Origin of the sequence: Pseudomonas sp. AD21 (assembly GCF_002878485.1) — a bacterium.
Lineage (GTDB): Bacteria > Pseudomonadota > Gammaproteobacteria > Pseudomonadales > Pseudomonadaceae > Aquipseudomonas.
This window is the reverse complement of record NZ_NQYG01000013.1, coordinates 47,429-72,897: the sequence shown is the minus strand read 5'-3', so window position 1 is coordinate 72,897 and position 25,469 is coordinate 47,429. Positions and strand designations below refer to the sequence as shown.

General features: G+C 59.7%; 27 protein-coding genes. 3 read left to right on the top strand and 24 right to left on the bottom strand.

Annotation, left to right across the window (positions count from 1 at the left end):
• Positions 1-4: 4 nt before the first annotated feature.
• From PseAD21_RS10965 to PseAD21_RS10910, 12 genes are all read right to left on the bottom strand, one after another.
• Entirely contained in the window at positions 5-511 is a 507-nt protein-coding gene (locus tag PseAD21_RS10965) for a phage major tail tube protein (RefSeq protein WP_102355681.1), read from the bottom strand.
• Entirely contained in the window at positions 511-1,677 is a 1,167-nt protein-coding gene (locus tag PseAD21_RS10960) for a phage tail protein (protein WP_102355680.1), read from the bottom strand. The genes PseAD21_RS10965 and PseAD21_RS10960 overlap by 1 nt, the downstream gene beginning before the upstream one ends.
• Positions 1,678-1,679: 2 nt before the next feature.
• Complete coding sequence (locus PseAD21_RS10955; protein WP_007964321.1) at positions 1,680-1,865, bottom strand: hypothetical protein; 186 nt, start codon at positions 1,863-1,865, stop codon at positions 1,680-1,682.
• 101 nt (positions 1,866-1,966) lie between these two features.
• The gene (locus tag PseAD21_RS10950; protein ID WP_102355679.1) at positions 1,967-2,395 is read right to left on the bottom strand and encodes a phage tail protein; all 429 of its coding nucleotides are present in this window, start codon (positions 2,393-2,395) and stop codon (positions 1,967-1,969) included.
• A gap of 11 nt (positions 2,396-2,406) precedes the next feature.
• Positions 2,407-4,911 carry a phage tail protein gene (locus PseAD21_RS10945; RefSeq protein ID WP_256588121.1) on the bottom strand — a complete coding sequence of 835 codons (2,505 nt, stop codon included), beginning with the start codon at positions 4,909-4,911 and terminating at the stop codon, positions 2,407-2,409.
• Positions 4,912-5,547, bottom strand: a complete 636-nt coding sequence (locus PseAD21_RS10940) for a phage tail protein I (RefSeq protein ID WP_102355678.1) — start codon at positions 5,545-5,547, stop codon at positions 4,912-4,914. It lies immediately after the preceding gene.
• Positions 5,544-6,539, bottom strand: coding sequence for a baseplate J/gp47 family protein (locus tag PseAD21_RS10935; RefSeq protein WP_102355677.1), 996 nt, complete (start codon positions 6,537-6,539; stop codon positions 5,544-5,546). The genes PseAD21_RS10940 and PseAD21_RS10935 overlap by 4 nt, the downstream gene beginning before the upstream one ends.
• Positions 6,536-6,868, bottom strand: coding sequence for a phage baseplate protein (locus PseAD21_RS10930; protein WP_038357957.1), 333 nt, complete (start codon positions 6,866-6,868; stop codon positions 6,536-6,538). The genes PseAD21_RS10935 and PseAD21_RS10930 overlap by 4 nt, the downstream gene beginning before the upstream one ends.
• A 14-nt stretch (positions 6,869-6,882) precedes the next feature.
• Positions 6,883-7,491, bottom strand: coding sequence for a phage baseplate assembly protein V (locus PseAD21_RS10925; RefSeq protein ID WP_102355676.1), 609 nt, complete (start codon positions 7,489-7,491; stop codon positions 6,883-6,885).
• Between the two features lie 3 nt (positions 7,492-7,494).
• Positions 7,495-8,016, bottom strand: a complete 522-nt coding sequence (locus tag PseAD21_RS10920) for a hypothetical protein (protein WP_102355675.1) — start codon at positions 8,014-8,016, stop codon at positions 7,495-7,497.
• Positions 8,017-8,088: 72 nt separating this feature from the next.
• On the bottom strand, positions 8,089-8,430 hold the full coding sequence (locus PseAD21_RS10915) for a phage holin family protein (protein ID WP_083366861.1): 342 nt from the start codon (positions 8,428-8,430) through the stop codon (positions 8,089-8,091).
• 524 nt (positions 8,431-8,954) lie between these two features.
• Positions 8,955-9,698, bottom strand: a complete 744-nt coding sequence (locus PseAD21_RS10910; RefSeq protein WP_081794880.1) for an XRE family transcriptional regulator — start codon at positions 9,696-9,698, stop codon at positions 8,955-8,957.
• Between the two features lie 201 nt (positions 9,699-9,899).
• Here PseAD21_RS10910 and mutS point away from each other — a divergent pair, with 201 nt between their 5' ends.
• Both mutS and fdxA read left to right on the top strand, forming a co-directional pair.
• On the top strand, positions 9,900-12,482 hold the full coding sequence (gene mutS, locus PseAD21_RS10905) for a DNA mismatch repair protein MutS (protein WP_102355674.1): 2,583 nt from the start codon (positions 9,900-9,902) through the stop codon (positions 12,480-12,482).
• A 163-nt stretch (positions 12,483-12,645) separates the two neighbouring features.
• On the top strand, positions 12,646-12,969 hold the full coding sequence (gene fdxA / locus PseAD21_RS10900; RefSeq protein ID WP_007908827.1) for a ferredoxin FdxA: 324 nt from the start codon (positions 12,646-12,648) through the stop codon (positions 12,967-12,969).
• Positions 12,970-13,592: 623 nt separating this feature from the next.
• Here the strand turns inward: fdxA and rpoS are convergent.
• The 8 genes from rpoS to PseAD21_RS10860 form a co-directional block, all read right to left on the bottom strand.
• A complete protein-coding gene (rpoS, locus tag PseAD21_RS10895; protein ID WP_038357938.1) occupies positions 13,593-14,603 on the bottom strand; it encodes an RNA polymerase sigma factor RpoS in 1,011 nt (336 codons plus the stop codon).
• A 105-nt stretch (positions 14,604-14,708) separates the two neighbouring features.
• A complete protein-coding gene (locus PseAD21_RS10890; RefSeq protein WP_102355673.1) occupies positions 14,709-15,590 on the bottom strand; it encodes a peptidoglycan DD-metalloendopeptidase family protein in 882 nt (293 codons plus the stop codon).
• Between the two features lie 212 nt (positions 15,591-15,802).
• Positions 15,803-16,438 (bottom strand): protein-L-isoaspartate(D-aspartate) O-methyltransferase, encoded by a 636-nt coding sequence (locus tag PseAD21_RS10885; protein ID WP_169841266.1) that lies wholly within the window; start codon positions 16,436-16,438, stop codon positions 15,803-15,805.
• Between the two features lie 41 nt (positions 16,439-16,479).
• A complete protein-coding gene (surE, locus tag PseAD21_RS10880; protein WP_102355672.1) occupies positions 16,480-17,229 on the bottom strand; it encodes a 5'/3'-nucleotidase SurE in 750 nt (249 codons plus the stop codon).
• Positions 17,217-18,275 carry a tRNA pseudouridine(13) synthase TruD gene (gene truD / locus PseAD21_RS10875; protein WP_102355671.1) on the bottom strand — a complete coding sequence of 353 codons (1,059 nt, stop codon included), beginning with the start codon at positions 18,273-18,275 and terminating at the stop codon, positions 17,217-17,219. The genes surE and truD overlap by 13 nt, the downstream gene beginning before the upstream one ends.
• Entirely contained in the window at positions 18,272-18,745 is a 474-nt protein-coding gene (ispF, locus tag PseAD21_RS10870; RefSeq protein WP_025110868.1) for a 2-C-methyl-D-erythritol 2,4-cyclodiphosphate synthase, read from the bottom strand. The genes truD and ispF overlap by 4 nt, the downstream gene beginning before the upstream one ends.
• 44 nt (positions 18,746-18,789) lie before the next feature.
• Complete coding sequence (gene fghA, locus PseAD21_RS10865) at positions 18,790-19,635, bottom strand: S-formylglutathione hydrolase (protein ID WP_102355670.1); 846 nt, start codon at positions 19,633-19,635, stop codon at positions 18,790-18,792.
• Between the two features lie 95 nt (positions 19,636-19,730).
• Entirely contained in the window at positions 19,731-20,843 is a 1,113-nt protein-coding gene (locus PseAD21_RS10860) for an S-(hydroxymethyl)glutathione dehydrogenase/class III alcohol dehydrogenase (RefSeq protein ID WP_007908835.1), read from the bottom strand.
• A gap of 115 nt (positions 20,844-20,958) precedes the next feature.
• On the opposite strand from PseAD21_RS10860, the gene PseAD21_RS10855 reads away from it, so the two are divergent.
• Entirely contained in the window at positions 20,959-21,855 is an 897-nt protein-coding gene (locus PseAD21_RS10855) for a LysR substrate-binding domain-containing protein (RefSeq protein ID WP_102355669.1), read from the top strand.
• A 164-nt stretch (positions 21,856-22,019) separates the two neighbouring features.
• On the opposite strand, the gene ispD is transcribed toward PseAD21_RS10855, so the two are convergent.
• The 4 genes from ispD to kdsA all read right to left on the bottom strand — a co-directional run bounded on the left by ispD (position 22,020) and on the right by kdsA (position 25,466).
• Complete coding sequence (ispD, locus tag PseAD21_RS10850; RefSeq protein ID WP_102355668.1) at positions 22,020-22,727, bottom strand: 2-C-methyl-D-erythritol 4-phosphate cytidylyltransferase; 708 nt, start codon at positions 22,725-22,727, stop codon at positions 22,020-22,022.
• A complete protein-coding gene (ftsB, locus tag PseAD21_RS10845) occupies positions 22,724-23,002 on the bottom strand; it encodes a cell division protein FtsB (protein WP_007908838.1) in 279 nt (92 codons plus the stop codon). The genes ispD and ftsB overlap by 4 nt, the downstream gene beginning before the upstream one ends.
• A 172-nt stretch (positions 23,003-23,174) precedes the next feature.
• Complete coding sequence (eno, locus tag PseAD21_RS10840) at positions 23,175-24,464, bottom strand: phosphopyruvate hydratase (protein ID WP_093436567.1); 1,290 nt, start codon at positions 24,462-24,464, stop codon at positions 23,175-23,177.
• A 156-nt stretch (positions 24,465-24,620) separates the two neighbouring features.
• Positions 24,621-25,466 carry a 3-deoxy-8-phosphooctulonate synthase gene (gene kdsA / locus PseAD21_RS10835; RefSeq protein WP_098967470.1) on the bottom strand — a complete coding sequence of 282 codons (846 nt, stop codon included), beginning with the start codon at positions 25,464-25,466 and terminating at the stop codon, positions 24,621-24,623.
• Positions 25,467-25,469: the final 3 nt, after the last annotated feature.

Sequence of the window (25,469 nt, the reverse complement as noted above, 5' to 3'; positions counted from 1 at the left end):
TGGGTTACGGCATCAACACCGCACGACGCGCATCACCGAGGATGTCGACGCCGTTGAGCACGAACTTCTGGGTACGCACGTCGATGTCGATCACCGGGATGCCGTTTTCCAGGCGGTTGTAGGTGCGGCAGGAGAAGTCCAGTGTCGTCAGGGCTTTGCCACCCATTTTGATTGCGTCTTCACCCATGGTTTTGAGCTTGCCGCCGATGGTGTGGTAGGTGAACCAGGTGTTGCCGTCCTGATCCTGACCGGCTTCACGCACGTTCAGCAGGATGTCGTCGCCCAGTTTCACGCCCATCGCCAGCAACACTTCAGCACCGGTGCCTTGCAGCTTGAGCGTGGCATTCAGCGCCTTGGCGCTCTTGGCCATTTCCTCAACGATGAAGCGCCCGCCCGTCATGTTCTCCATCTCGAAGTCGATCTTCGGCGGCGTGAATTCTTCAACGGTCGCCGACAACGGCAGGCCTTGCAGGGTGGCCGCGATGGCCTGTCTTACGCGGTTGGTAAACATTAGAGAACGTCCTCCAGGAACTGCTCGATGATTTCATCGCGGGCGTTGAGTTGATAAACCATGTGTTCGTTCGGCGCGTAGCGGCCGTAGTCGATGACCACGTACCAGGTGCCGTTCTTGTACTTCTCGACGCTGTTGAGTTCCGGGTGCAGGTACACGCTGCCGCCAGGGATGGTTTCGTCGGCGACCAGGGTCTGCAGCCAGTCGTTGATGCGCTTGACCTCTTGATCCATGAAGGATTTGGTGAGGTTCTTGGCCATGGCTTTCTGGCCGGCCTTGACCAGCTTGCGGCTGATCGCATCTTCCAGACCGACGTAGCTGATGAACTTGCCGGTGATCGAGCGGTTACCCAGCAGCGAGAACCCGCCGAGCACGGTGCGGGCGTAGTAGCTGACGCCGTAGCGGTTGAGCAGATCGCCTTCGGTGGAGGTGTCGAGGATGTTGTACTCAACGACACGGGACACGTCTTCGGCGTAGGTCACCTGGTTGCCCGGGCTCTCCCACTGTTTGACCTTGGCCAACGCGGCAATCGCCAGGCTGGAAGGCGACAGGAAGACGTTTTTCTTCGCCGCTTTCGAGTACACGGCCGGCATGTTGTGCACTACCAGGCAACGGTCGAAACCCAGATCAGCGCCGCCCAGTTCCTGGCTGTAAAGCACCTGATCGGCAACGGATACGTCCTTGCCGTCCAGCACCACGCGGGCCTTGATGCGCTTGCCGAACGAGGCGAACTCGCTGGCCACCGCTTTGGTGCCGGTGAAGCCCGGCGCGCCGATGATGGTCAGGTCTTCCGGGACACTGCCCAGTGCAGCCAGACCCAGTTTGCGGCCGGTGGTTGGATCAACACCGCCGATTACCGCGTTGACGGTGTCGGCCGGGGTCGCGCCCGCTTCGACGATCACTACGTACACCGGCACCTTGACCACTTTGAGGATCTGGTAAACCGCGTGATACAGGGTGCCCTCTTCGGCGCCGGTCGGATCGAGCAGCGCGTGAGTGGTGAAGCTGTTGATGCGGAACGGTGCGTTACGCGGAATCAGCGGATCGGCTTTCGGCGCGGTGCCGACCAGACCGATGACGTTGTCACCCAGGCCACCCATGGCCTCGGGGGATTCGGTGGCATTGACGGTAATGCCGTTGTGCTCGAAGTTCAAAACCTCAGCCATGGTTAGTCAGCCTTCTTGGCAGCGGCCTTTTTGGCCTGGGTGGAGGGTGTTTTCAGTTCCAGTCGACCGGCGCTGTGCAGGGCACTGGCCTCGACGTCGAGCAGATCCAGGTCTTGACCGACGCTCGACCAGTGCCCACCGCCGGTGGGGAATGGAACGAGCACGGTGTAGGTTTGGCGGGTTGCCATTTTTCGTTTCTCCATAAACGGGAAAGCCCCTCGTGGGGAGGGGCTTTGGCGGGTGTTGAATGTATTGGGCGGATAAGAAAACGCGCCGGAGTGCGGGGCGTTTATTCGGGCTGTTCGGCGATCCAGGCCGGTACTACCGGGCGTGAATCTTTGGATGGAAAATCGGGCGATTGTGGCCAATCACGCAGGCTACGAAGGAAAAACAGGAGTTCGCTGAACTGTTCTGGAGCTAGAGTAGGCCGCTGATTAATTTCGACTTGGTCACGATGTCTCTCACGTAACCATTTGACTCTTTCAAACTCCAAATCTCTCCACACACGCTCTTCGGCAGCTAATACTTCTACCGTGGGCTCTGGCGGATTAACCCAAATTGGGAGCCCCTCCGAGTCATGGCTGCGAACTTTGCCAGGACTGGATGTGCCCAAAACCTCGGCAAACCGTGATTCAGTAATCAATACTGCGTCTGCCGGCATCTCTTTGTGAATACCTTCAAGATAGGTACAACCTGTCGACTTGCTGTAGTAACGCATATTTTTTTCCTCTATCGGCCAACCGCAAACCAGTAAAACTGGGCCGTCGCCGATGTACCGCTATGCGACCAATTAAAATTTGTCTTAGTCCAGTTACCAAGCTGCCAAGGGCTGCCACGTCCAGCACCGACTTGTGTTGCACCATCGGCGTAATTGATCAGCACCGCGAAAGGGAACACAGGAAAGGCCAATGGAAACGCTTGAGTATTTAATGCACCCGAAGCAACGGCCGGAGAGAGCCCCCACTGCATAATGAGACTTCCCATCCACTTCGGGAAAACGATGTAGCCGTTTGAGGTAAAACTTGCTGAAAATCCAAAACGTAGCTTTTTTGGGGTGACGATTGTCGTGTCATCAACACCGTCTTCTGTTTGTGTTTGCGTGGCAACTTTCGCCGTACCTTGATGGAACTCAGTCGCTTGCTGCGCCAAAACGGCCAACCCGGCAATATCAATGCTTCCCTCGTTGACCGGGGCGTTCCACGCTTTGATGCACCACATGACAGCGATGTTGCGAGGGCGAGACACACCTAAAGCACTTGCATTTACCGGCGTCGAGCCCGTGGTGAAAACTGCGTTACTGACGGAATAGTCCAAAGCTGTATGCGGATCAAGGCCGTGTAACTTGCCTATATCCGCATCCGATGCGGTGTTGTGCCAGAGACCGGAAACTGCGGGGTTAACATTAGATGGGTCAAAGGACTGCAAAGTACCTTTTTGCCAACTCCCCAAAGTTCGGCCCGCATCCACCCCGCGCCCATGATCCCAACCACGCAAGAACTCACCGCGTGATTCCGGCAAGCGGAAGTTACCGGAACCCTCATCGCCCCTGTTGTAAGTGGTACTGAGAAACGCCGCCAAATCCGGATAGGTCGCAATGCTCTGCACACTGCCATCCAGCTCCAGATAACCGGGCGCAACGATCCCCGTCGGGAAGGCCAAAATAGCACCCACCGGAACCGCGGATTTGAGGCGTTCGACTTCCTTGGCCAGTGCGGCTACATCGATGGTTCCCTGATTGACCGGGGCGTTCCAGGCTTTGATGCACCACATGACGGCGATGTTGCGTGGGCGTGTTTCGCCGGTACCCAGCGAAATGGCTGGACCGGTCTTCAGCCAGCTGTCCTCACCGGAAGGGTAGTAAGTTGTATTGGTGCTTACAGAGTTTGTTCCAGCAATACCGATAGCTTCCGCTCCGTACGGCCAACTTCCCGCACCGGCACCCATGCCACGTGCACTCTGAATCGACGCAACTGCCGCCGTATCATTCACACCCGTTACATGTGAGTGCCCCTCTGCCTGCATGGACTGCAGACTACCTAGACCGCGCCCCGAATCCACCCCACGCCCATGATCCCATCCGCGCAAGAACTCACCACGCGCCTCAGGCAAACGGAAATTCCCGACACCCTCATCGCCCTTGTTGAACTTGCCGCCCAAGTAGGCGCTCAAGTCCGGGTAAGTCGCACTGCTCTTGACGCTGTTATCCAGCTCAAGAAAACCCGGCGGTGGGGCATCAACCGGGAACGCGACAATCGAACCTACCGGCAACGCCGACGCCTTGGCAATCAACGCCTCGACTTCAGCTTTGGTGTACGAATCCTTGATCCCGAAACCAGCCAAGGTTTCAGGATTCGCGCCAGCAGTCGCCCGACCATATTCGTCTACCGTCACGCTCTTGTAAGTGCCAGCGGCGATCCCCGTACGCCCGGCCAGCATCTTGAAGGTCAGCGCCGTGGTGCCGAGGGTGATCGGCGCATTGGTGGTCAGGTGCCACAACGAATCACCGTTCGCCGTGCCCTCCTCCACCATGACCGTCAGGCCCGGCGTGACCTTGGCACTGCTGTTGGCATCGGTTGCCCGTACCCAGTCGCCATTGGCGACGATCCACAGGCCGTTGTCCTTGGCCAGGGTCTGGTTCGTCAGCAGCAAACGGTCGCCGGCGATCACGGCCACGCCGTCGATTTGCTGCGCACCGCTCAACACGATGTTGGTGGATGCAGCAACGCGCACCGATTGCTTGCCATCGAGTTTGCCGAGTTCTTCGGCGAGATAACTCATGACCCAGGCACGCGTGGCCTTGACCACGGTGTCATCGATCAGCAGCGTTACCAGCGACGCATTGCTGGTCTCGAAAATCGAGCGAATGTAGAACTCTTTGCCCGAACCCGAGGTGGCCAGAACCGGCTTGAACGACTCAGGGGATTTGACGATGGCGTAGAGAATCCCGGTGTCGGTCCACAGCCCGGCTTCACGCACGTACCAGCCGCCAACATCCGGCGGAATGGTCACTTCGGCAAGCAGCCAGCTCGGGTTTTTCTCGTCTTGGAACAGCGCGTTGAGCGGCCCGCGCCAGACTTCGCGCTTCAGCGCCGTGGCAGTCGCGGCCGGGTTGTAGACCGAGCCGCCGCCGTCGCCGACGGAAATCTGCGTCAACTTGATCGGCACGCCCGCGGCTTTGCACGCCGTTTCGTAGGCAATCCCTGCGTTGGTGAGCAGGGTGTAATAGTCAGCCATTCAGGCCCCCTGGGGATAAATAGTGGATGTTTCGACGGTGTACAAAGCTGCGGCCATGAACGCCTCGCCAGAGGTCTCAAGCCCTTCGATGAACACCGGATAGATCGTCGTCAGCTCACCGCAAAAAGTCGCGGCGGCGATGGAGTGACTGCCGAACGCGCTCAAGCCAACTGTTACCGAGAGAATGTCCCGTTCACTCTTGGCATCCGCCAAACGGCGGTCGAGTCGGGCGTCGATTTCTTCGCTGTAGGGTTGGTCGCTGAACGCGCGTACGGTGAAGCTGTAAGGCACACCGGGCGGCGTCTGTTCGTACCAGGCGCGGATGTCGGGGCGCAGTTGCAAACCCTTGGCCGCGTTTTCCAGTGCCTTGCGAGTACCGGCTTGGCGCGCAGTGGGCCAGGCGAGTTCGACGGTCAGGCGTTTTTCCGCTTCCGGTGCGGCGGTGCTCCACTCCGCGACGCCGCGATCCGCCGCCAGATACGGCAGAAACGCCACCGGCGTTTCGTTCGGATTCATCAGTTCGGGGAACGGCGGCGCGATGCGATCAAGCAGTGCGCCGAAGCCCAGATCCAGTCCACGTTCGAGTGCCGAGCTGTTGGCCGGCAACAAGGTCGGGCGTTGCGTTGGCTCATTCATAGCGTCAGCACCTCGACCTCGACCGCCGTGCAGTACGGTGCCTGAAACGCAGTGGTCACGATCGGCTCCAGCGGTTCAAGAATCTGCAGTTGCACGGCGCCAGCGCTGTGCAGTGTGTAGTCGATCCAGCTCGGATCGACCCGGCCTTCGAGGCGATGACAACTGTCGGCGTAGGATTGCAATTGCTGCTGCGCGGCGACTTTGGTCAGGCCTGAATCCGGGCCGGAATTGATCTTCGCTAGCACGCGAATCTTGTAGCGCTGAATGTCGGCAGCCTTGACCGTAACCTGATCGGTTTCCGGTCGAACATCGGGGCGAGCGAAGTGCTGACGCACGCCATCCAGCAAGGCTGCAGACGGGGTGCCATCGCCGTCTCGCGACAGCACCGTAACCTGCACTTCGCCGGGCGCGGTACGCCGACCATTACCGTCCTTGACCTGTGCCGCGAGGCCGTCCGGGTTGAAGGTGTAGGTGACATTCACCACACCGGCATCGGTGGATTCGACCTTCACCGTTGGCCGTTCGCCGAGGGTGAACACCTCGCGGCGATACTGCATCCGCGAACCCGCAGCCGGCGCATGCGGCGCCAGGTAATAGCGCAGCCGGGCATCGTCGTCGCTTTCATGAATCGGTGGTACCGGCGGGAATGCCGCCGGGTCGCCCGGGTCGAGCAACTGCCGTTCCAGACCCATGTCCGCCAGCCGTGCGTCGAGGTTGCTGCCGGTCGCCCACCACGCCAGCATCTGCTTGATGCGGGCGTTGTATTTGCGTTCGTGGGTTTGCAGGCGCACACAGAAGGCTTCGAGCGCCAGGGTCAGCAGTTCGCTCTCGTTATCCAGACTGGTCTTGAGTTTTGCGGCACTGTCCGGCGCGCGGGCGCCGACATATTCGACGACGAAGGTCTTGAACTCGGCGAGCAGGTCTTCGAAGGCGTCGACGGTGATCAGCGCCGGTTCGGCCAACTGGTTCTGGCCGGGGATCAACATGCTCATGTCACTACCTCGAAAGTCTGTTGACGGTTTTTCCAGGTGCCGGCGAAACGCAGCAGCAGACCGGCGCCCTGGCGGCTGGCGACGATCACTTGCGGCTGAAAATCGCTGATCCCGTTCTGCGCGTTGTAGAACGCCTGAGCCGCGTGGCTCTGGGCCAGGAGCAGAACGTCGTCACCGAGGTTCTGCCCCAGCAGCGTGGGGATCAACGAGCCATAAAGGGGCCTTTTTTGCCGGGTGCCCAGCGGCGTGGTCAGGGCCCGGGTCGCGCGCTGCACAAATTGCAGCCAGTCGTCGACCGTGGCCCCGCTGTCTCTATCGATTCCGATCATGGGAAGCTCTTGATTCAGGGACTGATGACACGGCCCTGGTGATCCACCAACGGGCCGCTGAAGTGCACGCCCGAGGCGTCAATGGTCAGGCCGACCGCGCCCAGTTGCAGGCTGATGACCTGCGGCGTCATCACCAGCCGTGCCGGGCCGATGCTCAGTTCCAGCGATTCTCGGGAACCAGTGAAAGCCGCCGGCCCGTTCTGCCAGTGCAAGGTGTGGCTGGCGTCGTCGTAGCCGCTTTCGCTGCCGTCGACATGCACCCGTCGCGTCAGCGTCGGTACCGTCGCCGCCGGCGGAAAGCGCTCGCTGTTCAAGCCAAACAACGCCACGCTCTGCGCCCCGCTTTCACCACTGCCGTAGTTGAACAGCAGGCACTGCTCGCCCACGGAGGGAATCCGCGATTCGCTCTGGGCGCCGGCACTCGGGTTGAAGAACTTGATGGCCGGCGTGAGCAGCCCACCGTGGCTGACCTGACAGGTGTTGCTCGCCGCATCGATTGACTGACAAATGCCGATGCGACAGAAACTCTCGGCGCGTCGGTGCAGGTCGTCGATTTCCGCTTCCATCTCCGCCAGCCGCTCGATGATCGGCCCCAGTTGCATGCGCAGTAATGCGTCGAACATCAATCAGGCCTCCAGCGCGGTGTATTGATCCGGATCGTCGATGTTGCTGACTTCCCAGGTACGGGCGAATTTCGGCGTACCGAGCGGGTCGTCGAGCAGGGTCGGGCCGAGGTAAAGGGTCTGGGTGAAGGTCAGGGTCCACGCCTTGATATGCTGATCAGCGCGAATAAGCACTGACGGCAAACCATCAATGTTCATCGGCAAATCACATTGATCGCCGGGCAGGCCCCAACGGTTGTCGGTGATCAGGTTTTTCAGCACGGCGATCAGATCACAGGCGGCAAAAGCGCTGGCGGAAACGGCCGGGATGACTTGCATTGAGACCGTCAGGACATGCGCGATGCGTCCGTCAGCGGCACGTGCGCCGGGCGCATTGCGGTCGAAGTCGATCAACACCCAGGCCTGAGCGCCAGGCGCGGTGAAGTCGTCGTGATTGCCAACCTGTACATTCAGGTCGGCAGCGTTGCGCAAAGTTGTCGCCATCGCCGTGAACAGCTGCGAAGGCTGCTGGATCGGAGCGGGCATGCATGACCTCCTTTTCATTTGTCCACGCACAGCCCCGCCGCAATGAAAGCAGCGCGGCTGGAAAGTGGTGGGTTACTGTGGATCGCGAGGCGGCGGTACTTCGCAAACGCCAATGCGCTTGGCAGCCCAGCGTTCGTACAGGCCGATAGCCACGTCGGCCCCGGCCATCGCCGTCAAGCAGCCGAACGCGCCAGCGGCCCAGATCGACATGCCGGCGGCATACAGCAACATGATTGCCGACACGCCGCAGATCATGCAGGCGCCGGAGCGCAGGGCCAGGCGCCGCAGCAATGGCCAGCCGCGGGCGCCCTCCTTGTCGGCACGCCACATTTCGCCGGACACCCCGCCCACGACGGCGAGGAGGATGACCAGCCAGATCGGCATGTCCGCCAACGCTTGTTGCTCGTTTGTCATGTCACGCCTCCTGGTTCCAGTTGATGAGTGTTATGTGTTGGGTTCAAGCGATGTCTCTTCAGGTAGGCATTCCAAAAAGCCCGGCATAGCGCCGGGCTTTTCAGTAATGCGCTCCTTCGCCTTCCTTCAGATCCTGTGTTCAAGAAGGAAGCTGACTTTTCGGCGCTACTGGCGCGGTACGAGTCCGTTCAAATTGTTTTTCCGACCGCGGTCCCTGCCCGCCGGATAACTGCTCTTGGTGCTTTACGCTGCACACCCGGGTCAGTTGCCAACCCTCTGAACCGTTGAGGCCGGTTCATCGCTGCCTGTTCTTGTGGAACTAAAGAGCTGTCTTGCCAGCCGCTTTGTCGAGCGGCTTGGTGGCAAGAATATGCATGAATGCATATCCAGTCAATGCGTAAATGCATTAATTTATGCACAATAAATGCGCAGACGCATGAAAGCCCCGCCGTTCAAGGGTTTGAGGTTTTTGCGCGGACGAAAAAAAACCCGCCGAGGGCGGGTTCTATCTGAAGGGGTTCAAGCTAGCGGGCGTACATGCCCCACCAGAAGACGTGACCGAGGATGACGATCTGCTCTTCCTGCATATCCTGGAAGCTGTAGTCCTCGTCCGGATGCTCATCGCGGTTGAAGCTGCGCAGACGAATGCCGGTTGGCAGGCGGTAAAGCTGTTTTACCCGCAGTTGACCGTTGTGATTGATCGCGTACAGGTCACCATCGATGATGTCACCGATGCCACACTTGCCCGCATTCACACCGACAGTGGCGCCGTCACGCAGCACCGGCAACATGCTGTTGCCGCGCACCGTCACGCATTTGGCCTGGTCGAACTGCACACCGTTATGGCGCAGGCTGCGCTTGCCGAAGCGCAGGCTAGAGCGCTCGCTCTCTTCGATGACGAATCTTCCTGATCCAGCAGCCAATTCAACCTCGCGAAGAAAGGGCACCGACACCTCGTCGTCATCGACAGGGGTATCGTCGTCCCACAGGCTTATATCCTTGAGTTCTGCATGCACGTCATCGCGCGCGCCGCCGGTCGCGGGGGCGACGTCTGCGCGGCCGCGCAATTGATCGGTGCTCACATTGAAGTATTCGGCAATCTTCGAAATGTGTTTATCCGAAGGATCGACGATCTTCCCGCTGAGAATCCGCGAGAGCGTTGATTGAGGCACGCCGGTGCGACGGTGGAGCTCCGTGGGGGAGATCCCGTGCTGGTCGAGCAGTGCTCTTAAGACGGAGGATACGTTGCGTTTTTGCATAACGCGCATAGTGCTTGAAGTTTTTGATGATGACAAATGCTGATTTGCATAAAATGTGCATAATTCACAATTAAACGCAGAAAAGTGTCAGCGGGCCGTCATGCCTGCGTCGAGCAGACTGCCCATGGTAACCTTGCGCCCATCACGGAAAAGCCCGGCCGTTGCCCCCGCTTTTGCCCTACATCTTTTAACGAGTTGCCTGACAATCCGATGAATAAAGCCGTCTCCGACCTGTCCTCCCACACCCCGATGATGCAGCAATACTGGCGCCTGAAGAATCAGCACCCGGATCAGCTGATGTTCTATCGCATGGGCGACTTCTACGAGATCTTCTATGAAGATGCGAAAAAGGCTGCCAAGTTGCTCGACATCACCCTGACCGCGCGCGGTCAGTCGGCGGGGCAGGCGATTCCGATGTGTGGGATTCCTTACCACGCGGCGGAAGGCTACCTGGCGAAACTGGTCAAGCTCGGCGAGTCGGTGGTGATCTGCGAGCAGGTCGGTGACCCGGCAACCAGCAAAGGCCCGGTTGAGCGTCAGGTGGTGCGGATCCTCACGCCGGGTACAGTCAGTGATGAGGCGCTGCTCGATGAGCGCCGCGACAACCTGATCGCCGCGTTGCTGGGTGACGAACGTCTGTTCGGTCTGGCCGTGCTGGACATCACCAGCGGCAACTTCAGCGTGTCGGAAATCAAAGGCTGGGAAAATCTGTTGGCGGAACTGGAGCGGGTCAACCCGGTCGAGTTGCTGATCCCGGATGACTGGCCAAGAGACCTGCCGGCGGAAAAACGCCGTGGCGTCAGTCGTCGCGCACCGTGGGATTTCGAGCGTGACTCGGCGCTGAAAAGCCTCTGCCAGCAGTTCTCCACCCAGGACCTGAAAGGTTTTGGCTGCGAAAACCTGACCCTGGCCATCGGCGCTGCTGGCTGCCTCTTGGCCTACGCCAAGGAAACCCAGCGTACCGCCCTGCCCCATCTGCGCAGCCTGCGCCATGAGCGTCTGGATGACACCGTGGTGCTCGACGGCGCGAGCCGCCGCAACCTGGAACTCGACACCAACCTGGCCGGTGGCCGCGACAACACCCTGCAATCAGTGGTCGATCGCTGCCAGACCGCGATGGGCAGCCGTTTGCTGACCCGTTGGCTAAACCGTCCGCTGCGCGATCTAACCGTGCTGCTGGCGCGCCAGACGTCGATCACCTGTCTGCTCGACGGCTATCGCTTCGAAAAGCTCCAACCGCAGCTCAAGGAGATCGGCGACATCGAGCGGATTCTGGCGCGGATCGGTCTGCGCAATGCGCGGCCCCGTGACCTCGCCCGCCTGCGCGATGCCCTCGGCGCCCTGCCGCAACTGCAAGTGGCGATGACCGACCTGGAAGCGCCGCACCTGCAGCGCCTGGCGACCACCACCAGCACCTACCCGGAGCTGGCAGCGCTGCTGGAAAAAGCCATTATCGACAACCCGCCAGCGGTGATCCGCGACGGCGGCGTGCTGAAAACCGGTTACGACAGTGAACTCGACGAACTGCAATCGCTGAGCGAAAACGCCGGCCAGTTCCTGATCGATCTGGAAGCCCGGGAAAAGGCCCGCACCGGCCTGGCCAACCTGAAAGTCGGGTACAACCGCATTCACGGCTACTTTATCGAACTGCCGAGCAAGCAGGCGGAATCCGCTCCGGCAGACTACATCCGTCGCCAGACGCTCAAAGGCGCCGAGCGTTTCATCACGCCGGAGTTGAAAGAGTTCGAAGACAAGGCACTCTCGGCCAAGAGCCGTGCGCTTGCGCGCGAGAAGATGCTCTACGAGGCGCTGCTGGAAGATCTGATCAGCCAGTTGCCGCCGCTGCAGGACACTGCCGGTGCGCTGGCGGAACTGGATGTGCTGAGCAACCTCGCCGAGCGTGCGCTGAATCTTGATCTGAATTGCCCGCGTTTCGTCAGCGAGCCGTGCATGCGCATCACCCAGGGTCGTCACCCGGTGGTCGAGCAGGTGCTGACCACGCCGTTTGTGGCCAACGACCTGAGCCTGGATGACAACACCCGGATGCTGGTGATCACCGGCCCGAACATGGGCGGTAAATCCACCTACATGCGCCAAACCGCTTTGATCGTGCTGTTGGCGCATATCGGCAGCTTCGTGCCGGCAGCCAGTTGCGAACTGTCGCTGGTGGACCGGATCTTCACCCGGATCGGCTCCAGCGACGACCTGGCCGGCGGCCGCTCGACCTTCATGGTCGAGATGAGCGAAACCGCCAACATCCTGCACAACGCCACCGAGCGCAGCCTGGTGTTGATGGATGAAGTCGGACGCGGCACCAGTACATTCGACGGCTTGTCCCTGGCTTGGGCTGCGGCCGAGCGTCTGGCGCATCTGCGTGCCTATACTCTATTTGCGACGCACTATTTTGAACTCACCGTGTTGCCGGAAGCCGAGCCGCTGGTAGCCAACGTGCACCTCAACGCCACCGAGCACAACGAACGCATCGTGTTCCTGCACCACGTGTTGCCGGGGCCTGCCAGCCAGAGCTACGGCCTGGCCGTGGCGCAACTGGCCGGCGTGCCGAGCGAAGTGATCGTGCGTGCCCGTGAGCACCTGAGCCGACTGGAAGACACCGCATTGCCGCATGAAGCGCCCAAGCCTGCCATCAAAGGCAAGCCGGCCGCCCCGCAGCAGAGCGACATGTTTGCCAGCCTGCCGCATCCGGTGCTGGATGAGTTGGCGAAAGTGGATCTCGATGACCTGACCCCGCGTCGAGCGCTCGAATTGTTATATGCACTTAAGAACCGGATCTAAGCACCGAAGAACCGGATATAACGCAAACGGCTTCAAGCTGTTAGAATCTCGCGCGGTTTGGGATGCTGCTGGCTAATAGCCTGGCTGGCAGACATCGCTCCCGAACCTGGCGACCCCAACCGTGAAGGGGCAACGCTGCCGCCGCCTGAGGAGAAAATTAGAAATGACCTTCGTCGTCACCGACAACTGCATCAAGTGCAAGTACACCGACTGCGTAGAAGTGTGTCCGGTGGACTGCTTTTACGAAGGCCCGAACTTCCTGGTAATTCACCCGGACGAGTGCATCGACTGCGCCCTGTGCGAACCAGAATGCCCGGCCGTGGCCATTTTCTCCGAGGACGAAGTTCCGGAAGAGATGCAGGAGTTCATTCAACTGAACGTTGAATTGGCTGAAATCTGGCCGAACATCACCGAGAAGAAAGAATCGCTGCCGGATGCCGAAGAGTGGGATGGCGTCAAAGGCAAGATCAAAGACCTCGAACGCTGATCTGTCGCGCGTTCTGAAAAGGCCCCTTGCGGGCCTTTTTGCTTTTCTGCCTTTAGCTTTTTACGGGCAAAAAAAAGGGGCGGTTTGACCCGCCCACATTTTTTCCCTATTCCCTGTATTCCTTTTCATCGTCCTGATGAATCGCCTCCTGCGATGTCCTTTCCCCTCATCCTTGAAGGGCGTGTCTGTCCGTCGACACAACCCCGATACTAAAGAATTCCCTGCCCGGAGCAATCGACCCTGATGGCCGAAAAGCGCTGTAATAAGCACTTCACATTAAAAAATAAATATACAAATCAATAGGTTAAAAAGCACCGCCAAGTGCAATCGACGTCTGCCGTCCTGGAAAAATAGGGAAGACTTACGAAAGAGTAAGCCAAGGCTTACACCGAGAGACTACAAACGATAAAAATGCCGACCGTATGTCTGGCAATGAGTAGCGTGGTGAGGGCGCTTGCTCCCGCCAGACTGCGCAGCAGACCCTGTTCCAGATAAAGCGTGGCCACTTCATGCCCCAGCGGGAGCAAGCTCCCTCGCCACAGGAAATCCCATTCGATGCTCGAGCAGACAACAAAAAGCCCCGAACCAGTCGGGGCTTTTTGTGGGCGGTCGATCAAAGGCGCTTACTGAAACAGCGACTCGCTCGACAGGCCATTCTTCTCGAGAATTTCACGAAGGCGCTTGAGGCCCTCCACCTGGATCTGCCGCACCCGTTCCCGGGTCAGGCCGATCTCCAGGCCTACATCTTCCAGCGTGCTGCTCTCATGGCCGCGCAGGCCGAAGCGGCGTACGACCACCTCGCGCTGCTTGTCGGTCAGTTCCGAGAGCCATTGATCGATGCTTTGCGACAGGTCGTCATCCTGCAGCAGCTCGCATGGATCGGTCGGACGGTCATCCGTCAGGGTGTCCAGCAGGGTTTTATCCGAATCCGGACCCAGCGAGACGTCGACCGAAGAAACCCGCTCGTTCAGGCCGAGCATGCGCTTGACCTCGCCCACCGGTTTTTCCAGCAGGTTGGCGATTTCTTCGGGTGAAGGTTCGTGATCGAGCTTTTGCGTCAGCTCCCGTGCCGCCCGCAGGTACACGTTGAGTTCCTTGACCACATGGATCGGCAACCGGATGGTCCGGGTCTGATTCATGATCGCGCGCTCGATGGTCTGACGAATCCACCAGGTGGCGTAGGTCGAGAAGCGGAAACCGCGCTCGGGATCGAACTTTTCCACCGCGCGGATCAAGCCGAGGTTGCCCTCTTCGATCAGATCCAGCAGCGACAGCCCCCGATTGACGTAACGCCGAGCGATTTTTACAACCAGCCGCAGGTTACTTTCAATCATGCGCTTGCGCCCGGCAGGATCGCCACTTTGCGACAGGCGCGCAAAATGAACTTCTTCCTCCGGGGAGAGCAGTGGGGAAAAGCCGATTTCGTTGAGGTACAGCTGCGTGGCATCGAGTGCCCGAGTGTAGTCGATGTACTTGTGTTGTTTAAGTGAAGCGGAGTGTTTGGATTTGGAACGAACGGAAGGTGGAGCAGCCCCTTCATCATTCGACATCGAAGATTCCGAATCGATGCCGGTCTCCATAAGGAGAACCTCATCGTCGATGTCAAACTCCGGCACTTCTTTACTGAGAGCCATTGTTATAGTCCTTTGGTGAGTTCGACCCCAAGCTCAAGCGACGCCTTTATCCTTGGCAGCGCTGGAGCCTGTCCCCTCTACGCGACGGAACAGGCTGGCCTCAAATCAACGTCTGGGCAGGAACTGCAGCGGATCTACTGGTTTACCTTGTCGGCGAATCTCAAAATGCAGTTTCACCCGGTCTGTACCCGTTGACCCCATTTCGGCAATTGTCTGTCCGACCTTGACCTGCTGCCCCTCCCGAACCAACAGCCTGCGGTTATGTCCGTAGGCACTGACGTAGGTTTCGCTGTGTTTGATGATGACTAATTCGCCGTAGCCCCTTAAGCCACTCCCGGCGTAAACCACCGTCCCATCAGACGCAGCTAAAACAGGCTGTCCCAAATCTCCGGCGATATCAATTCCTTTATTCAAACTACCGTTTGAAGAGAATTTTCCAATCAGAATGCCATTAGATGGCCATCCCCAGCCGGTCGGGGCTGGCCCCGGTGGAGGCAGCGGGGCCGGTGCCGGTTTGCTCGCGACGGACGGTGCAGCCCCCGCAGAAGCGGCTCCGGAACCGGTCACCGTGGTGGTGGTCGTGCCGTTCGCCTGGCGCCGGATTACCGTGGTTTTGCTCGACGAAGATGGCGAAGAACTGCTGTTGCTCACCACCGCCGTCGGCGTTGAACCGGTGCGGCCATCGAAGCGAATCGTCTGACCCGGATGGATCGTGTACGGCGTAGGAATATTGTTCCGGGCGGCAAGGGCTTTGTAGTCCCAGCCGTAGCGAAAAGCGATGGAAAACAGCGTATCGCCCGGACGGACTACATACTGCCCGGTCGTGACGGCAGGACGCTGGGCCGCTGCACCGTTGCGATCGACCACCCGCACGTTGCTCGATTTGGTGCTGGAGCAACCGACCAGCAAGGTGCTCAATACAAGGCCAGTCACCAGGCGCTGAAAGCTCGTGTTACCCATACGCTGCGCAATGACTGTGAGACTCACCCGCCGCTCCCTTTGTGGTGGCTGAAATATGTGGAATGCCGTGTTGCGGCAAGTAGTGTCGCAAGTATAACGGGCCGCACAGGCTTTACCGTTAAAGATGCGAAAACGCTTCACGCACACGTTTGCCCGTGGACAATTCGTAGTGTTTAACTCCTTGCTGCCGGTGTAAGACCCGGTCCAGCGAAAGGAATTCAGCGCCTGTAAACAAATGCTCAGGCCAGCGGGCCATTGAGCAATGGCACGAAGCGCACCGCCCCCAGAACGTGACGGGAAAAGCCATGTTCTTCACGCACGATCAGCATCAATTGCTGCACTTCTCCCGAGCCGACCGGAATCACCATCCGCCCACCTGGAGCCAGTTGATCGAGCAACGCCTGCGGCACATCGGTCGCGACCGCCGTGACAATGATGCCGTTGTACGGCGCCAGCGCCGGCCAGCCTTCCCAGCCATCGCCCCAGCGGAACACCACGTTGCGCAGGTTCAGTTCGACCAGGCGCTCCTTGGCCCGGTCCTGCAGGACCTTGATGCGCTCGACCGAGAACACCCGTTCAACCAGTTGCGACAGCACCGCCGTCTGATAGCCCGAACCGGTACCGATTTCCAGCACCTTGTCCAACGGGCCCGCCTCCAGCAGCAGCTCGCTCATGCGCGCCACCATATAAGGCTGGGAGATGGTCTGGTTGTGGCCGATCGGCAGCGCGGTGTCTTCATAGGCGCGGTGCGCCAGCGCTTCATCGACAAACAGATGACGCGGTGTACGGCGGATCACTTCCAGCACCTTGGCGTTGGACAGGCCTTCTTCATAAAGACGCTGGATCAGACGTTCACGTGTGCGCTGCGACGTCATGCCGATACCGCTGCGCAGTCGGTCTTCGTGTTCACGGGCCATCAGCGCAGTCCCTCCAGCCAGCCGTCCAGATTCCTGAAGGCGTCGTTGAAGGTGCGATCGAGCTGCAATGGCGTGATCGACACATAACCCTGCATCACCGCATGAAAGTCAGTGCCCGGGCCGCCATCTTCGGCATCCCCGGCAGCGGCAATCCAGTAACCGGCCTTGCCACGCGGATCGACCACTTTCATCGGTGCCGCCGCGCGGGCGCGATGGCCCAGACGGGTCAGCTGAATGCCACGAATGTGGTCGATCGGCAGATTGGGGATGTTCACGTTCAGCACCGTGCGCGGCGGCAGGTCCAGCCCGGCGTGGGCCTCGACCAGTTTGCGCGCGAAATGTGCCGCTGTCGCCAGATTGTCCACCTGTCGCGAACACAGCGAGAAGGCAAACGAGGGCCGCTCGAGAAAGCGCCCTTCAAGGGCTGCCGCCACGGTGCCGGAATACAGCACGTCATCGCCAAGGTTGGCGCCGAGGTTGATCCCGGAAACCACCATGTCCGGCTCGCGCTCCAGCAGGCCGTTGAGGCCCAGGTGCACGCAGTCGGTCGGCGTACCGTTGAGACTGATGAAACCGTTGGCCAGGTATTGCGGGTGCAACGGACGGTCGAGCGTCAGCGAACTGCTGGCGCCGCTTTTGTCCTGCTCCGGGGCGATAACCACGCATTCGGTGTAATCCGCCAGCGCAGCATAAAGCGCGGCGAGACCGGGTGCGGTTACCCCATCGTCGTTAGAAATCAGAATACGCATGGGCTGTCCGTCTGCCCCACCGGCACCAGATCAACGAGCTCGCGCACCAATACAGTGGCGAAGCATCCGGCCGGGAGGACGAATTCCAGTTGCAGAATGTCAGGCTGGGGATAATGCCACGACAACCCGCCAATGGGCAGCCGCAGGATGCGACGTTCGTGGCTCATTCCGGCATTGATCAACCAATCGCGCAGATCCGCTTCACGCTCGGCAATCCCCTGCTCCAGATCATGGACAGCGCCGGCGGCCGGTGAGTCACCTTCGCCCCACTGCGGCCCGGTCGGGTGCAGGTCGAGAATCGCCAGGCGCGGATCGCTGCATTCGGCAACACCCGCCGGGAAAAAACTGCGGCTGTCGGTGAACGCCAGCAGATCGCCAACCTGCGCCTGCTGCCAGGTGCCATCAGCCACCCGCGCCGCCAGCACTTGATTGAACAGAAAACTGCGCGCCGTCGACAGCAGCCGCGAGCGCACATTGCGCTGCTCCGGCAGCGCCTTGCGCGCGGCCCAGGCACGCGCATCAACGACGTTGCCGCCGTCATGGCCGAAACGCTGGGCGCCGAAATAATTGGGGATGCCTTGTTTGACGATCAGTTGCAGACGCTGCTCGATCGCCTCCTTGTCGCCGGCGAACTGGGTCAGGCGCAAGGTAAAGCCGTTGGCCGAATGCGCGCCGCGTTGCAGCTTGCGCTTGTGGCGCGTGGTCTTGAGGATCTTCAGCGTGTCATTTTCCGCTGCCGACAGATCCGGATCAGCCTTGCCCGGCAGTTGCACGCTGAACCACTGGCGGGGCAGCGCCTGCCGATCCTTGAGCCCGGCATAGCTGACGGTGCGTAATGGCACGCCGGCCGCCTTGGCAATCCGCCGCGCTGCTTCTTCGGTGTTCAGGCCGCGTTTTTCCACCCAGATCCACAGGTGTTCGCCATCGCCGCTGAACGGGATGTCGAGCACTTCATCGACCTGAAAATCTTCCGCGATGGCTTTCAGTACCGCAGTACCCAGGGGTTCGCCATAGGCGCGTGGGCCAAGCAATTGCAGTTCGTTCATGCGCGCAGCAACAAGGCAACGGAATGCACGGCGATGCCTTCTTCGCGACCGACAAAGCCAAGCTTTTCGGTGGTGGTAGCTTTCACGTTCACTTGATCCAACTCAACTTGAAGATCGGCGGCGATCAACGCGCGCATCGATTCGATATGCGGGGCCATTTTCGGCGCCTGGGCAACGATGGTGTTATCGACGTTACCGATTTTCCAGCCCTTGGCATGGATCAGCGCGACCACATGACGCAGCAGCACACGACTGTCAGCGCCCTTGAATTGCGGGTCGGTGTCCGGAAAGTGTTTGCCGATATCGCCCAGCGCAGCGGCGCCGAGCAAGGCATCGCTCAAGGCGTGCAGCAGGACGTCACCGTCGGAGTGAGCGAGCAGCCCGAAGCCGTGTGCAATGCGCACGCCGCCCAGAGTAATGAAATCGCCTTCAGCGAAACGGTGCACATCGTAGCCGTGGCCAATACGCATAAAAAAAACGCCCCGATTTTTGTCAGGGCGTGATTCTACCTGCATTAACCGCGCAGGGCGCGTGCGTGATGCTGCAAGTGGTCGTCAATGAAGCTTGCGATGAAGAAATAGCTGTGGTCGTAGCCCGGTTGCAGGCGCAACGTCAGCGGATGACCCGCTTGTTTTGCCGCTTGTTGCAGAGCCTCGGGCTTGAGCTGGTTTTCGAGGAAATCATCGCGATCGCCTTGGTCCACCAACAATGGCAGTTTCTCTTCGGCCTCTGCGATCAGCGCGCAGGCATCCCATTCTTTCCACTTGGAGCGGTCTTCACCCAGGTAACGGGAGAACGCCTTCTGCCCCCACGGACAATCCATCGGGTTGTTGATCGGCGAAAACGCCGACACCGACTGGTAACGCCCCGGATTGCGCAGCGCGCAGACCAACGCCCCGTGGCCGCCCATGGAGTGGCCGCTGATGCTGCGCTTGTCCGAGGCCGGGAAATGCGCTTCAACCAGTGCAGGCAATTCCTGCACGACGTAGTCATGCATCCGATAGTGCCGCGACCACGGTTCCTGTGTGGCATTCAGGTAGAACCCGGCGCCGTGGCCGAAGTCCCAGGCGCCATCCGGGTCACCCGGCACATCCGGGCCACGCGGGCTGGTGTCCGGCGCGACGATGATCAGCCCGAGTTCGGCCGCCATGCGCATCGCCCCGGCCTTCTGCATGAAGTTCTCGTCGGTGCAGGTCAACCCCGACAACCAGTACAGCACCGGCAACTGACCGCCCTGCTCTGCTTGCGGCGGCAGGTACACGGCAAACACCATGTCGCAGCCGAGCACGTCGGAGCGATGGCGATAGCGCTTGTACCAACCGCCGAAACTTTTCTGACAGGAGATGTTTTCCAGACTCATGGGATTCTCCCAGCTGCAAGCGGCAAGCTTCGAGCTTCAAGAAAAGGCAAAAGCGCCCTGACTTGCCGCCTGAAGCTTGTAGCTTGGCGCTGCGTTTAGAAATGAATGACGGTACGGATGCTCTTGCCTTCGTGCATCAGGTCGAAGGCCTTGTTGATATCTTCCAGACCCATGGTGTGGGTGATGAAGGTATCCAGCGGGATCTCGCCGCTCTGGGCCATGTCGACATAGCTTGGCAACTCGGTACGACCACGCACGCCGCCGAACGCCGAACCGCGCCAGACGCGACCGGTCACCAACTGGAACGGACGGGTAGCGATTTCCTGACCGGCTCCGGCCACGCCGATGATCACCGATTCGCCCCAACCCTTGTGGCAGCACTCAAGCGCTGCGCGCATCAACTGCACGTTGCCGATGCACTCGAAGGAGAAGTCGACGCCGCCATCGGTCATGTCGACGATCACTTCCTGGATCGGTCGATCGAAATCCTTCGGATTCACGCAGTCAGTCGCGCCCAGTTGCTTGGCGATTTCAAACTTGGCCGGGTTGATGTCGATGGCGATGATCCGCGCAGCCTTGGCTTTCACCGCACCGATGACGGCCGACAGACCGATGCCGCCCAGACCGAAGATCGCCACGGTGTCACCTGGCTTGACCTTGGCGGTGTTGAGCACCGCACCGATACCGGTGGTCACGCCGCAACCGAGCAGGCAGACCTTTTCCAGCGGCGCGTCCTTGGAGATTTTCGCTACGGAGATTTCCGGGAGCACGGTGTACTCGGAGAAGGTCGAGGTGCCCATGTAGTGGAAAATCGTTTCGCCCTTGTAGGAAAAGCGCGACGTGCCGTCCGGCATCAGGCCTTTGCCCTGGGTGGCGCGAATCGCCTGACACAGGTTGGTCTTGCCCGACTTGCAGAATTTGCACTGGCCGCATTCCGGGGTGTAGAGCGGAATCACGTGATCACCAACGGCGACCGAGGTCACGCCCTCGCCGATGGCTTCAACGATAGCGCCGCCTTCATGGCCGAGGATCGACGGGAAGATACCTTCCGGGTCAGCACCGGACAGGGTGTAGGCGTCAGTGTGGCAAACCCCGGAGGCCACCACGCGCAGCAACACTTCACCGGCCTTGGGCATGGCGACATCGACTTCTACGATTTCCAGCGGCTTCTTGGCCTCGAAGGCAACGGCGGCGCGCGACTTGATCATGCTGACTCTCCAGTGAATCCATTGAATAAAAAACCAGACCGCGAGTGTAGTACAGCGCGATCTGATGAATAATCAGGACAAATGCAAAATATTATTGCTGTACAGGGATAATTAAATGTCCGAAAACCGCTGGGAAGGTATCGACGAGTTCGTCGCCGTCGCCGAATGCAGCCAATTCACCGCAGCAGCAGAACGCCTTGGGGTTTCTTCCTCGCACATCAGTCGACAAATCGTACGATTGGAGGAGCGCTTGCAGACGCGTCTGCTTTATCGCAGTACCCGTCGCGTCACCCTGACCGAGGCCGGACAGACCTTTCTGCAGCATTGCCAACGCCTGCAGGACGGTCGCGAAGAAGCCCTGCGCGCAGTCGGCGACCTGACCAGCGAGCCCAAAGGCATGCTGCGCATGACCTGCGCCGTAGCCTACGGCGAGCGGTTCATCGTGCCGCTGGTGACGCGGTTCATGGGCCAATACCCGCAATTGCGCGTCGACATCGAACTGAGCAACCGCCAGCTCGATCTGGTGCATGAGGGGCTGGATCTGGCGATCCGCCTCGGCCGGCTGCAGGATTCGCGACTGGTCGCCACGCGGCTGGCGCCACGGCGCATGTACCTGTGTGCGTCACCGTCCTACCTGGAAAGGTACGGTCGCCCACACAGTTTGTCGGAACTGAGTCGGCACAATTGCCTGATCGGCAGTTCGGACTTGTGGCAACTGGAACAGAACGGGCGGGAATTTTCCCAGCGCGTACAGGGAAACTGGCGCTGCAACAGTGGGCAAGCGGTGCTGGATGCGGCGCTGCAAGGGGTCGGCCTGTGTCAGTTACCGGACTATTACGTGCTGGAGCATTTGCACAACGGGGCGCTGATTTCGCTGCTGGAGGCGCATCAGCCGCCGAATACGGCGGTGTGGGCGTTGTATCCGCAGCAACGGCATCTGTCGCCGAAGGTGCGCAAGCTGGTGGATTTTTTGAAGGAAGGGTTGGCTGAGCGGCCCGAATATCGGAGCTAAACAGTCATCGGTGTATCAGCAAAGTATTGGTTGGCTGAAACATCGCCTTCGCGAGCAGGCTCGCTCCCACAGTGGATCCCCAGTGGATGCAAATTTGTGTTCGGCGTCATTCAAAGGTGGGAGCGGGCTTGCTCGCGAAGGCAATCTGACAAGCGCCACAGCACTCAGCGGCGATTGGCCCAGCGCTGACGCAACCATTCCAGATCTTCAGGCCGGGTGACCTTGAGATTATCCGCCCGCCCTTCGATCAGGCGCGGCGCCAGACCCGCCCACTCCATCGCCGAGGCTTCATCGGTAATCACGGCATCCGCCACCAGACTGTCCGCCAACGCCCGGTGCAGCGCGCCGAGACGGAACATCTGTGGCGTGTAGGCCTGCCAGATCACGCTGCGGTCAATGGTTTCGACCACGCGACCGTGCTTGTCGACGCGCTTGAGCGTGTCGCGCGCAGGCACGGCGAGCAAACCGCCGACCGGGTCATCCGCCAGTTCAGCCAGCAGCTTGTCCAGATCGTCGCGACTCAGGTTGGGCCGTGCCGCGTCGTGCACCAGCACCCAATCCTCATCGTCGGCCCCTTGCGCATGCAAATGCAGCAAGGCATTGAGCACCGACCCGGAACGCTCCGAGCCGCCCTCGACGCGCTGAATCCGCGAATCGCTGGCGCACGCCAGGTTTGGCCAATAAGGATCATCTACAGCAAGACTGACCACCAGGCCCTTGAGGCTCGGGTGGTCAAGGAAACAGCCGAGGCTGTGTTCGAGAATTGTGCGTCCGCCCAGTTGCAGGTATTGCTTGGGACGGTCCGCAGCCATTCGGGCACCGACGCCCGCGGCAGGAATCACGGCCCAGAAGGCCGGAAGGGAATTGATCATTGGGCCAACTGGTAAAGGGTTTCGCCGTCCTTGACCATGCCCAACTCGTGACGAGCCCGCTCTTCAACGGTCTCCATGCCCTTTTTCAACTCGCTGACTTCAGCATCCATCACTCGGTTGCGCTCCAGCAAACCTTCGTTCTCGGCGTGTTGATCAGCAATCTGCTGATTCAGCTCGGCGACCTGCGCCAGACTGCCATTGCCCACCCACAGGCGGTACTGCAGACCGGCCAGCAGCAAGAGCAAAACGAGAAACAACCAGTAAGGACTGCGCATCGAATATCAGGTATCCAGTGAAAAAAGACAGCCACGCCAAAACTTTGAAACGTCTGATAGCACGAAGCCTGGAAGATCCAGGCTTGTGCATATAAGGCATCAGATTAGTGGCAAATCCATCGCTGTCACGACTTTTCCGACACAATCCGGTGTCTTTTTTACCACGTACTTATCAGCCGCGGAACTCGGAGCGACCGTTGTACTTGGCTTTGCCATTCAACTGCTCTTCGATTCGCAGCAGTTGGTTGTACTTGGAAACGCGGTCGGAACGGCACAGCGAACCGGTCTTGATCTGGCCAGCCGAGGTGCCCACAGCCAGGTCGGCAATGGTCGAATCTTCGGTTTCGCCCGAACGGTGCGAGATCACGGCGGTGTAACCGGCAGCCTTGGCCATCTGGATGGCTTCCAGGGTTTCGGTCAGGGTGCCGATCTGGTTGAACTTGATCAGGATCGAGTTGGCGATCTTTTTATCGATGCCTTCTTTCAGGATCTTGGTGTTGGTCACGAACAGGTCGTCGCCCACCAGTTGAGTCTTCTCGCCGATCTTGTCGGTGAGAATCTTCCAGCCTGCCCAGTCGGACTCGTCCAGACCGTCTTCGATCGAGATGATTGGATAACGCTCGGTCAGACCTTTGAGGTAATCAGCGAAACCTTCAGCGGTGAACACCTGACCTTCGCCGGACAGGTTGTACTTGCCGTCTTCGTAGAATTCGCTCGCTGCGCAGTCCAGTGCCAGGGTCACGTCGGTGCCCAGCTTGTAACCGGCGTTGGCCACAGCTTCGGAGATCACTTTCAGCGCGTCTTCGTTGGACGCCAGGTTCGGTGCGAAACCGCCTTCGTCGCCAACGGCGGTGCTCAGGCCACGAGCCTTCAGCACAGCTTTGAGGTGATGGAAAATCTCGGTGCCCATGCGCAGACCTTCCGAGAAAGACTTGGCGCCAACCGGCTGCACCATGAATTCCTGGATATCGACGTTGTTATCGGCGTGCTCGCCACCGTTGATGATGTTCATCATCGGCACCGGCATCGAGTACACACCCGGGGTGCCGTTCAGGTTGGCGATGTGTGCGTACAACGGCAGATCCTGATCCTGTGCAGCCGCCTTGGCCGCAGCCAGGGACACGGCGAGGATGGCGTTGGCGCCCAGGGTCGCTTTGTTTTCGGTACCGTCGAGCTTGATCATCGCGTGATCCAGCGCTTTCTGGTCGCTTGGGTCGGTGCCCAGCAGCAGATCGCGGATCGGACCGTTGATGTTGGCGACTGCTTTCAATACGCCTTTGCCCAGATAACGGCTCTTGTCGCCATCACGCAGCTCAAGCGCTTCACGCGAGCCAGTGGATGCACCGGACGGCGCGCAGGCGCTGCCGATGATGCCGTTGTCGAGAAGCACGTCCGCTTCCACGGTGGGATTGCCACGGGAGTCGAGGACTTCACGACCTTTGATGTCGACGATTTTTGCCATTGTTGTAAACACTCCAAAGTTGACGAAAACGACGCAGCTAGAGGAAATCTTTTTACCGTCGGCAAGTGGTGTGCAGCGGGCAGCTTGCAGACGACAACGCACATGCCCGAGGGCATGTGCGACAAATCGTGCGGTACTTTACCGGAGAAATGAGCTTTACGCGGTTTCTACCGTCGGAAAACTCTTCACCAGTTCGTCCAAGGCTTTGAGCTGGGCCAGGAATGGCTCCAGTTTGTCCAGACGCAAGGCGCAAGGGCCGTCGCATTTGGCGTTGTCCGGGTCCGGGTGTGCTTCGAGAAACAGCCCCGCCAACGACTGGCTCATGCCCGCCTTGGCCAGATCGGTGACCTGTGCACGGCGACCGCCGGCGGAGTCGGAACGACCGCCAGGCATTTGCAGCGAATGGGTCACGTCGAAGAATACCGGGTACTCGAACTGCTTCATGATGCCGAAGCCGAGCATGTCCACCACGAGATTGTTGTAGCCGAAGCTCGAACCACGCTCGCAGAGGATCAATTGATCGTTACCCGCTTCCACGCACTTGTTCAGGATATGTTTCATTTCCTGAGGCGCGAGGAACTGGGCTTTCTTGATGTTGATGACTGCATTGGTCTTGGCCATCGCGACGACCAGATCGGTCTGGCGCGACAGGAAGGCCGGCAGCTGGATGATGTCGCAGACTTCAGCGACGACCGCGGCCTGGTCAGGCTCGTGGACGTCGGTGATGATCGGCACGCCGAAGGCTTGTTTGATGTCCTGGAAGATGCGCATGCCCTCTTCCAGGCCAGGACCACGATAAGAGGTCACAGAAGATCGGTTGGCCTTGTCGAAACTGGCCTTGAACACGTAAGGGATACCGAGTTTCTCGGTGACCTTCACGTACTCTTCGCAAACCTGCATGGCCATGTCGCGGCTTTCCAGCACGTTCATGCCGCCGAACAGCACCATGGGCTTGTCGTTGGCGATCTCGATGTTGCCAACGCGGATGATCTTCTGTGCCATCGG

What these genes read in the sequence shown, in the direction of transcription:
- PseAD21_RS10960 (WP_102355680.1), bottom strand. Translation starts at nt 1,677, where the DNA reads ATGGCTGAGGTTTTGAACTTCGAGCACAACGGCATTACCGTCAATGCC.
- truD (WP_102355671.1), bottom strand. Translation starts at nt 18,275, where the DNA reads ATGAACGAACTGCAATTGCTTGGCCCACGCGCCTATGGCGAACCCCTG.
- eno (WP_093436567.1), bottom strand. Translation starts at nt 24,464, where the DNA reads ATGGCAAAAATCGTCGACATCAAAGGTCGTGAAGTCCTCGACTCCCGT.
- rpoS (WP_038357938.1), bottom strand. Translation starts at nt 14,603, where the DNA reads ATGGCTCTCAGTAAAGAAGTGCCGGAGTTTGACATCGACGATGAGGTT.
- PseAD21_RS10935 (WP_102355677.1), bottom strand. Translation starts at nt 6,539, where the DNA reads ATGAGCATGTTGATCCCCGGCCAGAACCAGTTGGCCGAACCGGCGCTG.
- mutS (WP_102355674.1), top strand. Translation starts at nt 9,900, where the DNA reads ATGAATAAAGCCGTCTCCGACCTGTCCTCCCACACCCCGATGATGCAG.
- PseAD21_RS10930 (WP_038357957.1), bottom strand. Translation starts at nt 6,868, where the DNA reads ATGATCGGAATCGATAGAGACAGCGGGGCCACGGTCGACGACTGGCTG.
- kdsA (WP_098967470.1), bottom strand. Translation starts at nt 25,466, where the DNA reads ATGGCACAGAAGATCATCCGCGTTGGCAACATCGAGATCGCCAACGAC.
- ispF (WP_025110868.1), bottom strand. Translation starts at nt 18,745, where the DNA reads ATGCGTATTGGCCACGGCTACGATGTGCACCGTTTCGCTGAAGGCGAT.
- PseAD21_RS10910 (WP_081794880.1), bottom strand. Translation starts at nt 9,698, where the DNA reads ATGCGCGTTATGCAAAAACGCAACGTATCCTCCGTCTTAAGAGCACTG.
- PseAD21_RS10915 (WP_083366861.1), bottom strand. Translation starts at nt 8,430, where the DNA reads ATGACAAACGAGCAACAAGCGTTGGCGGACATGCCGATCTGGCTGGTC.
- PseAD21_RS10920 (WP_102355675.1), bottom strand. Translation starts at nt 8,016, where the DNA reads ATGCCCGCTCCGATCCAGCAGCCTTCGCAGCTGTTCACGGCGATGGCG.
- PseAD21_RS10940 (WP_102355678.1), bottom strand. Translation starts at nt 5,547, where the DNA reads ATGAATGAGCCAACGCAACGCCCGACCTTGTTGCCGGCCAACAGCTCG.
- ispD (WP_102355668.1), bottom strand. Translation starts at nt 22,727, where the DNA reads ATGATCAATTCCCTTCCGGCCTTCTGGGCCGTGATTCCTGCCGCGGGC.
- fdxA (WP_007908827.1), top strand. Translation starts at nt 12,646, where the DNA reads ATGACCTTCGTCGTCACCGACAACTGCATCAAGTGCAAGTACACCGAC.
- PseAD21_RS10885 (WP_169841266.1), bottom strand. Translation starts at nt 16,438, where the DNA reads ATGACGTCGCAGCGCACACGTGAACGTCTGATCCAGCGTCTTTATGAA.
- PseAD21_RS10925 (WP_102355676.1), bottom strand. Translation starts at nt 7,491, where the DNA reads ATGTTCGACGCATTACTGCGCATGCAACTGGGGCCGATCATCGAGCGG.
- ftsB (WP_007908838.1), bottom strand. Translation starts at nt 23,002, where the DNA reads ATGCGCAGTCCTTACTGGTTGTTTCTCGTTTTGCTCTTGCTGCTGGCC.
- PseAD21_RS10945 (WP_256588121.1), bottom strand. Translation starts at nt 4,911, where the DNA reads ATGGCTGACTATTACACCCTGCTCACCAACGCAGGGATTGCCTACGAA.
- PseAD21_RS10955 (WP_007964321.1), bottom strand. Translation starts at nt 1,865, where the DNA reads ATGGCAACCCGCCAAACCTACACCGTGCTCGTTCCATTCCCCACCGGC.
- PseAD21_RS10950 (WP_102355679.1), bottom strand. Translation starts at nt 2,395, where the DNA reads ATGCGTTACTACAGCAAGTCGACAGGTTGTACCTATCTTGAAGGTATT.
- PseAD21_RS10855 (WP_102355669.1), top strand. Translation starts at nt 20,959, where the DNA reads ATGTCCGAAAACCGCTGGGAAGGTATCGACGAGTTCGTCGCCGTCGCC.
- PseAD21_RS10965 (WP_102355681.1), bottom strand. Translation starts at nt 511, where the DNA reads ATGTTTACCAACCGCGTAAGACAGGCCATCGCGGCCACCCTGCAAGGC.
- surE (WP_102355672.1), bottom strand. Translation starts at nt 17,229, where the DNA reads ATGCGTATTCTGATTTCTAACGACGATGGGGTAACCGCACCCGGTCTC.
- PseAD21_RS10860 (WP_007908835.1), bottom strand. Translation starts at nt 20,843, where the DNA reads ATGATCAAGTCGCGCGCCGCCGTTGCCTTCGAGGCCAAGAAGCCGCTG.
- fghA (WP_102355670.1), bottom strand. Translation starts at nt 19,635, where the DNA reads ATGAGTCTGGAAAACATCTCCTGTCAGAAAAGTTTCGGCGGTTGGTAC.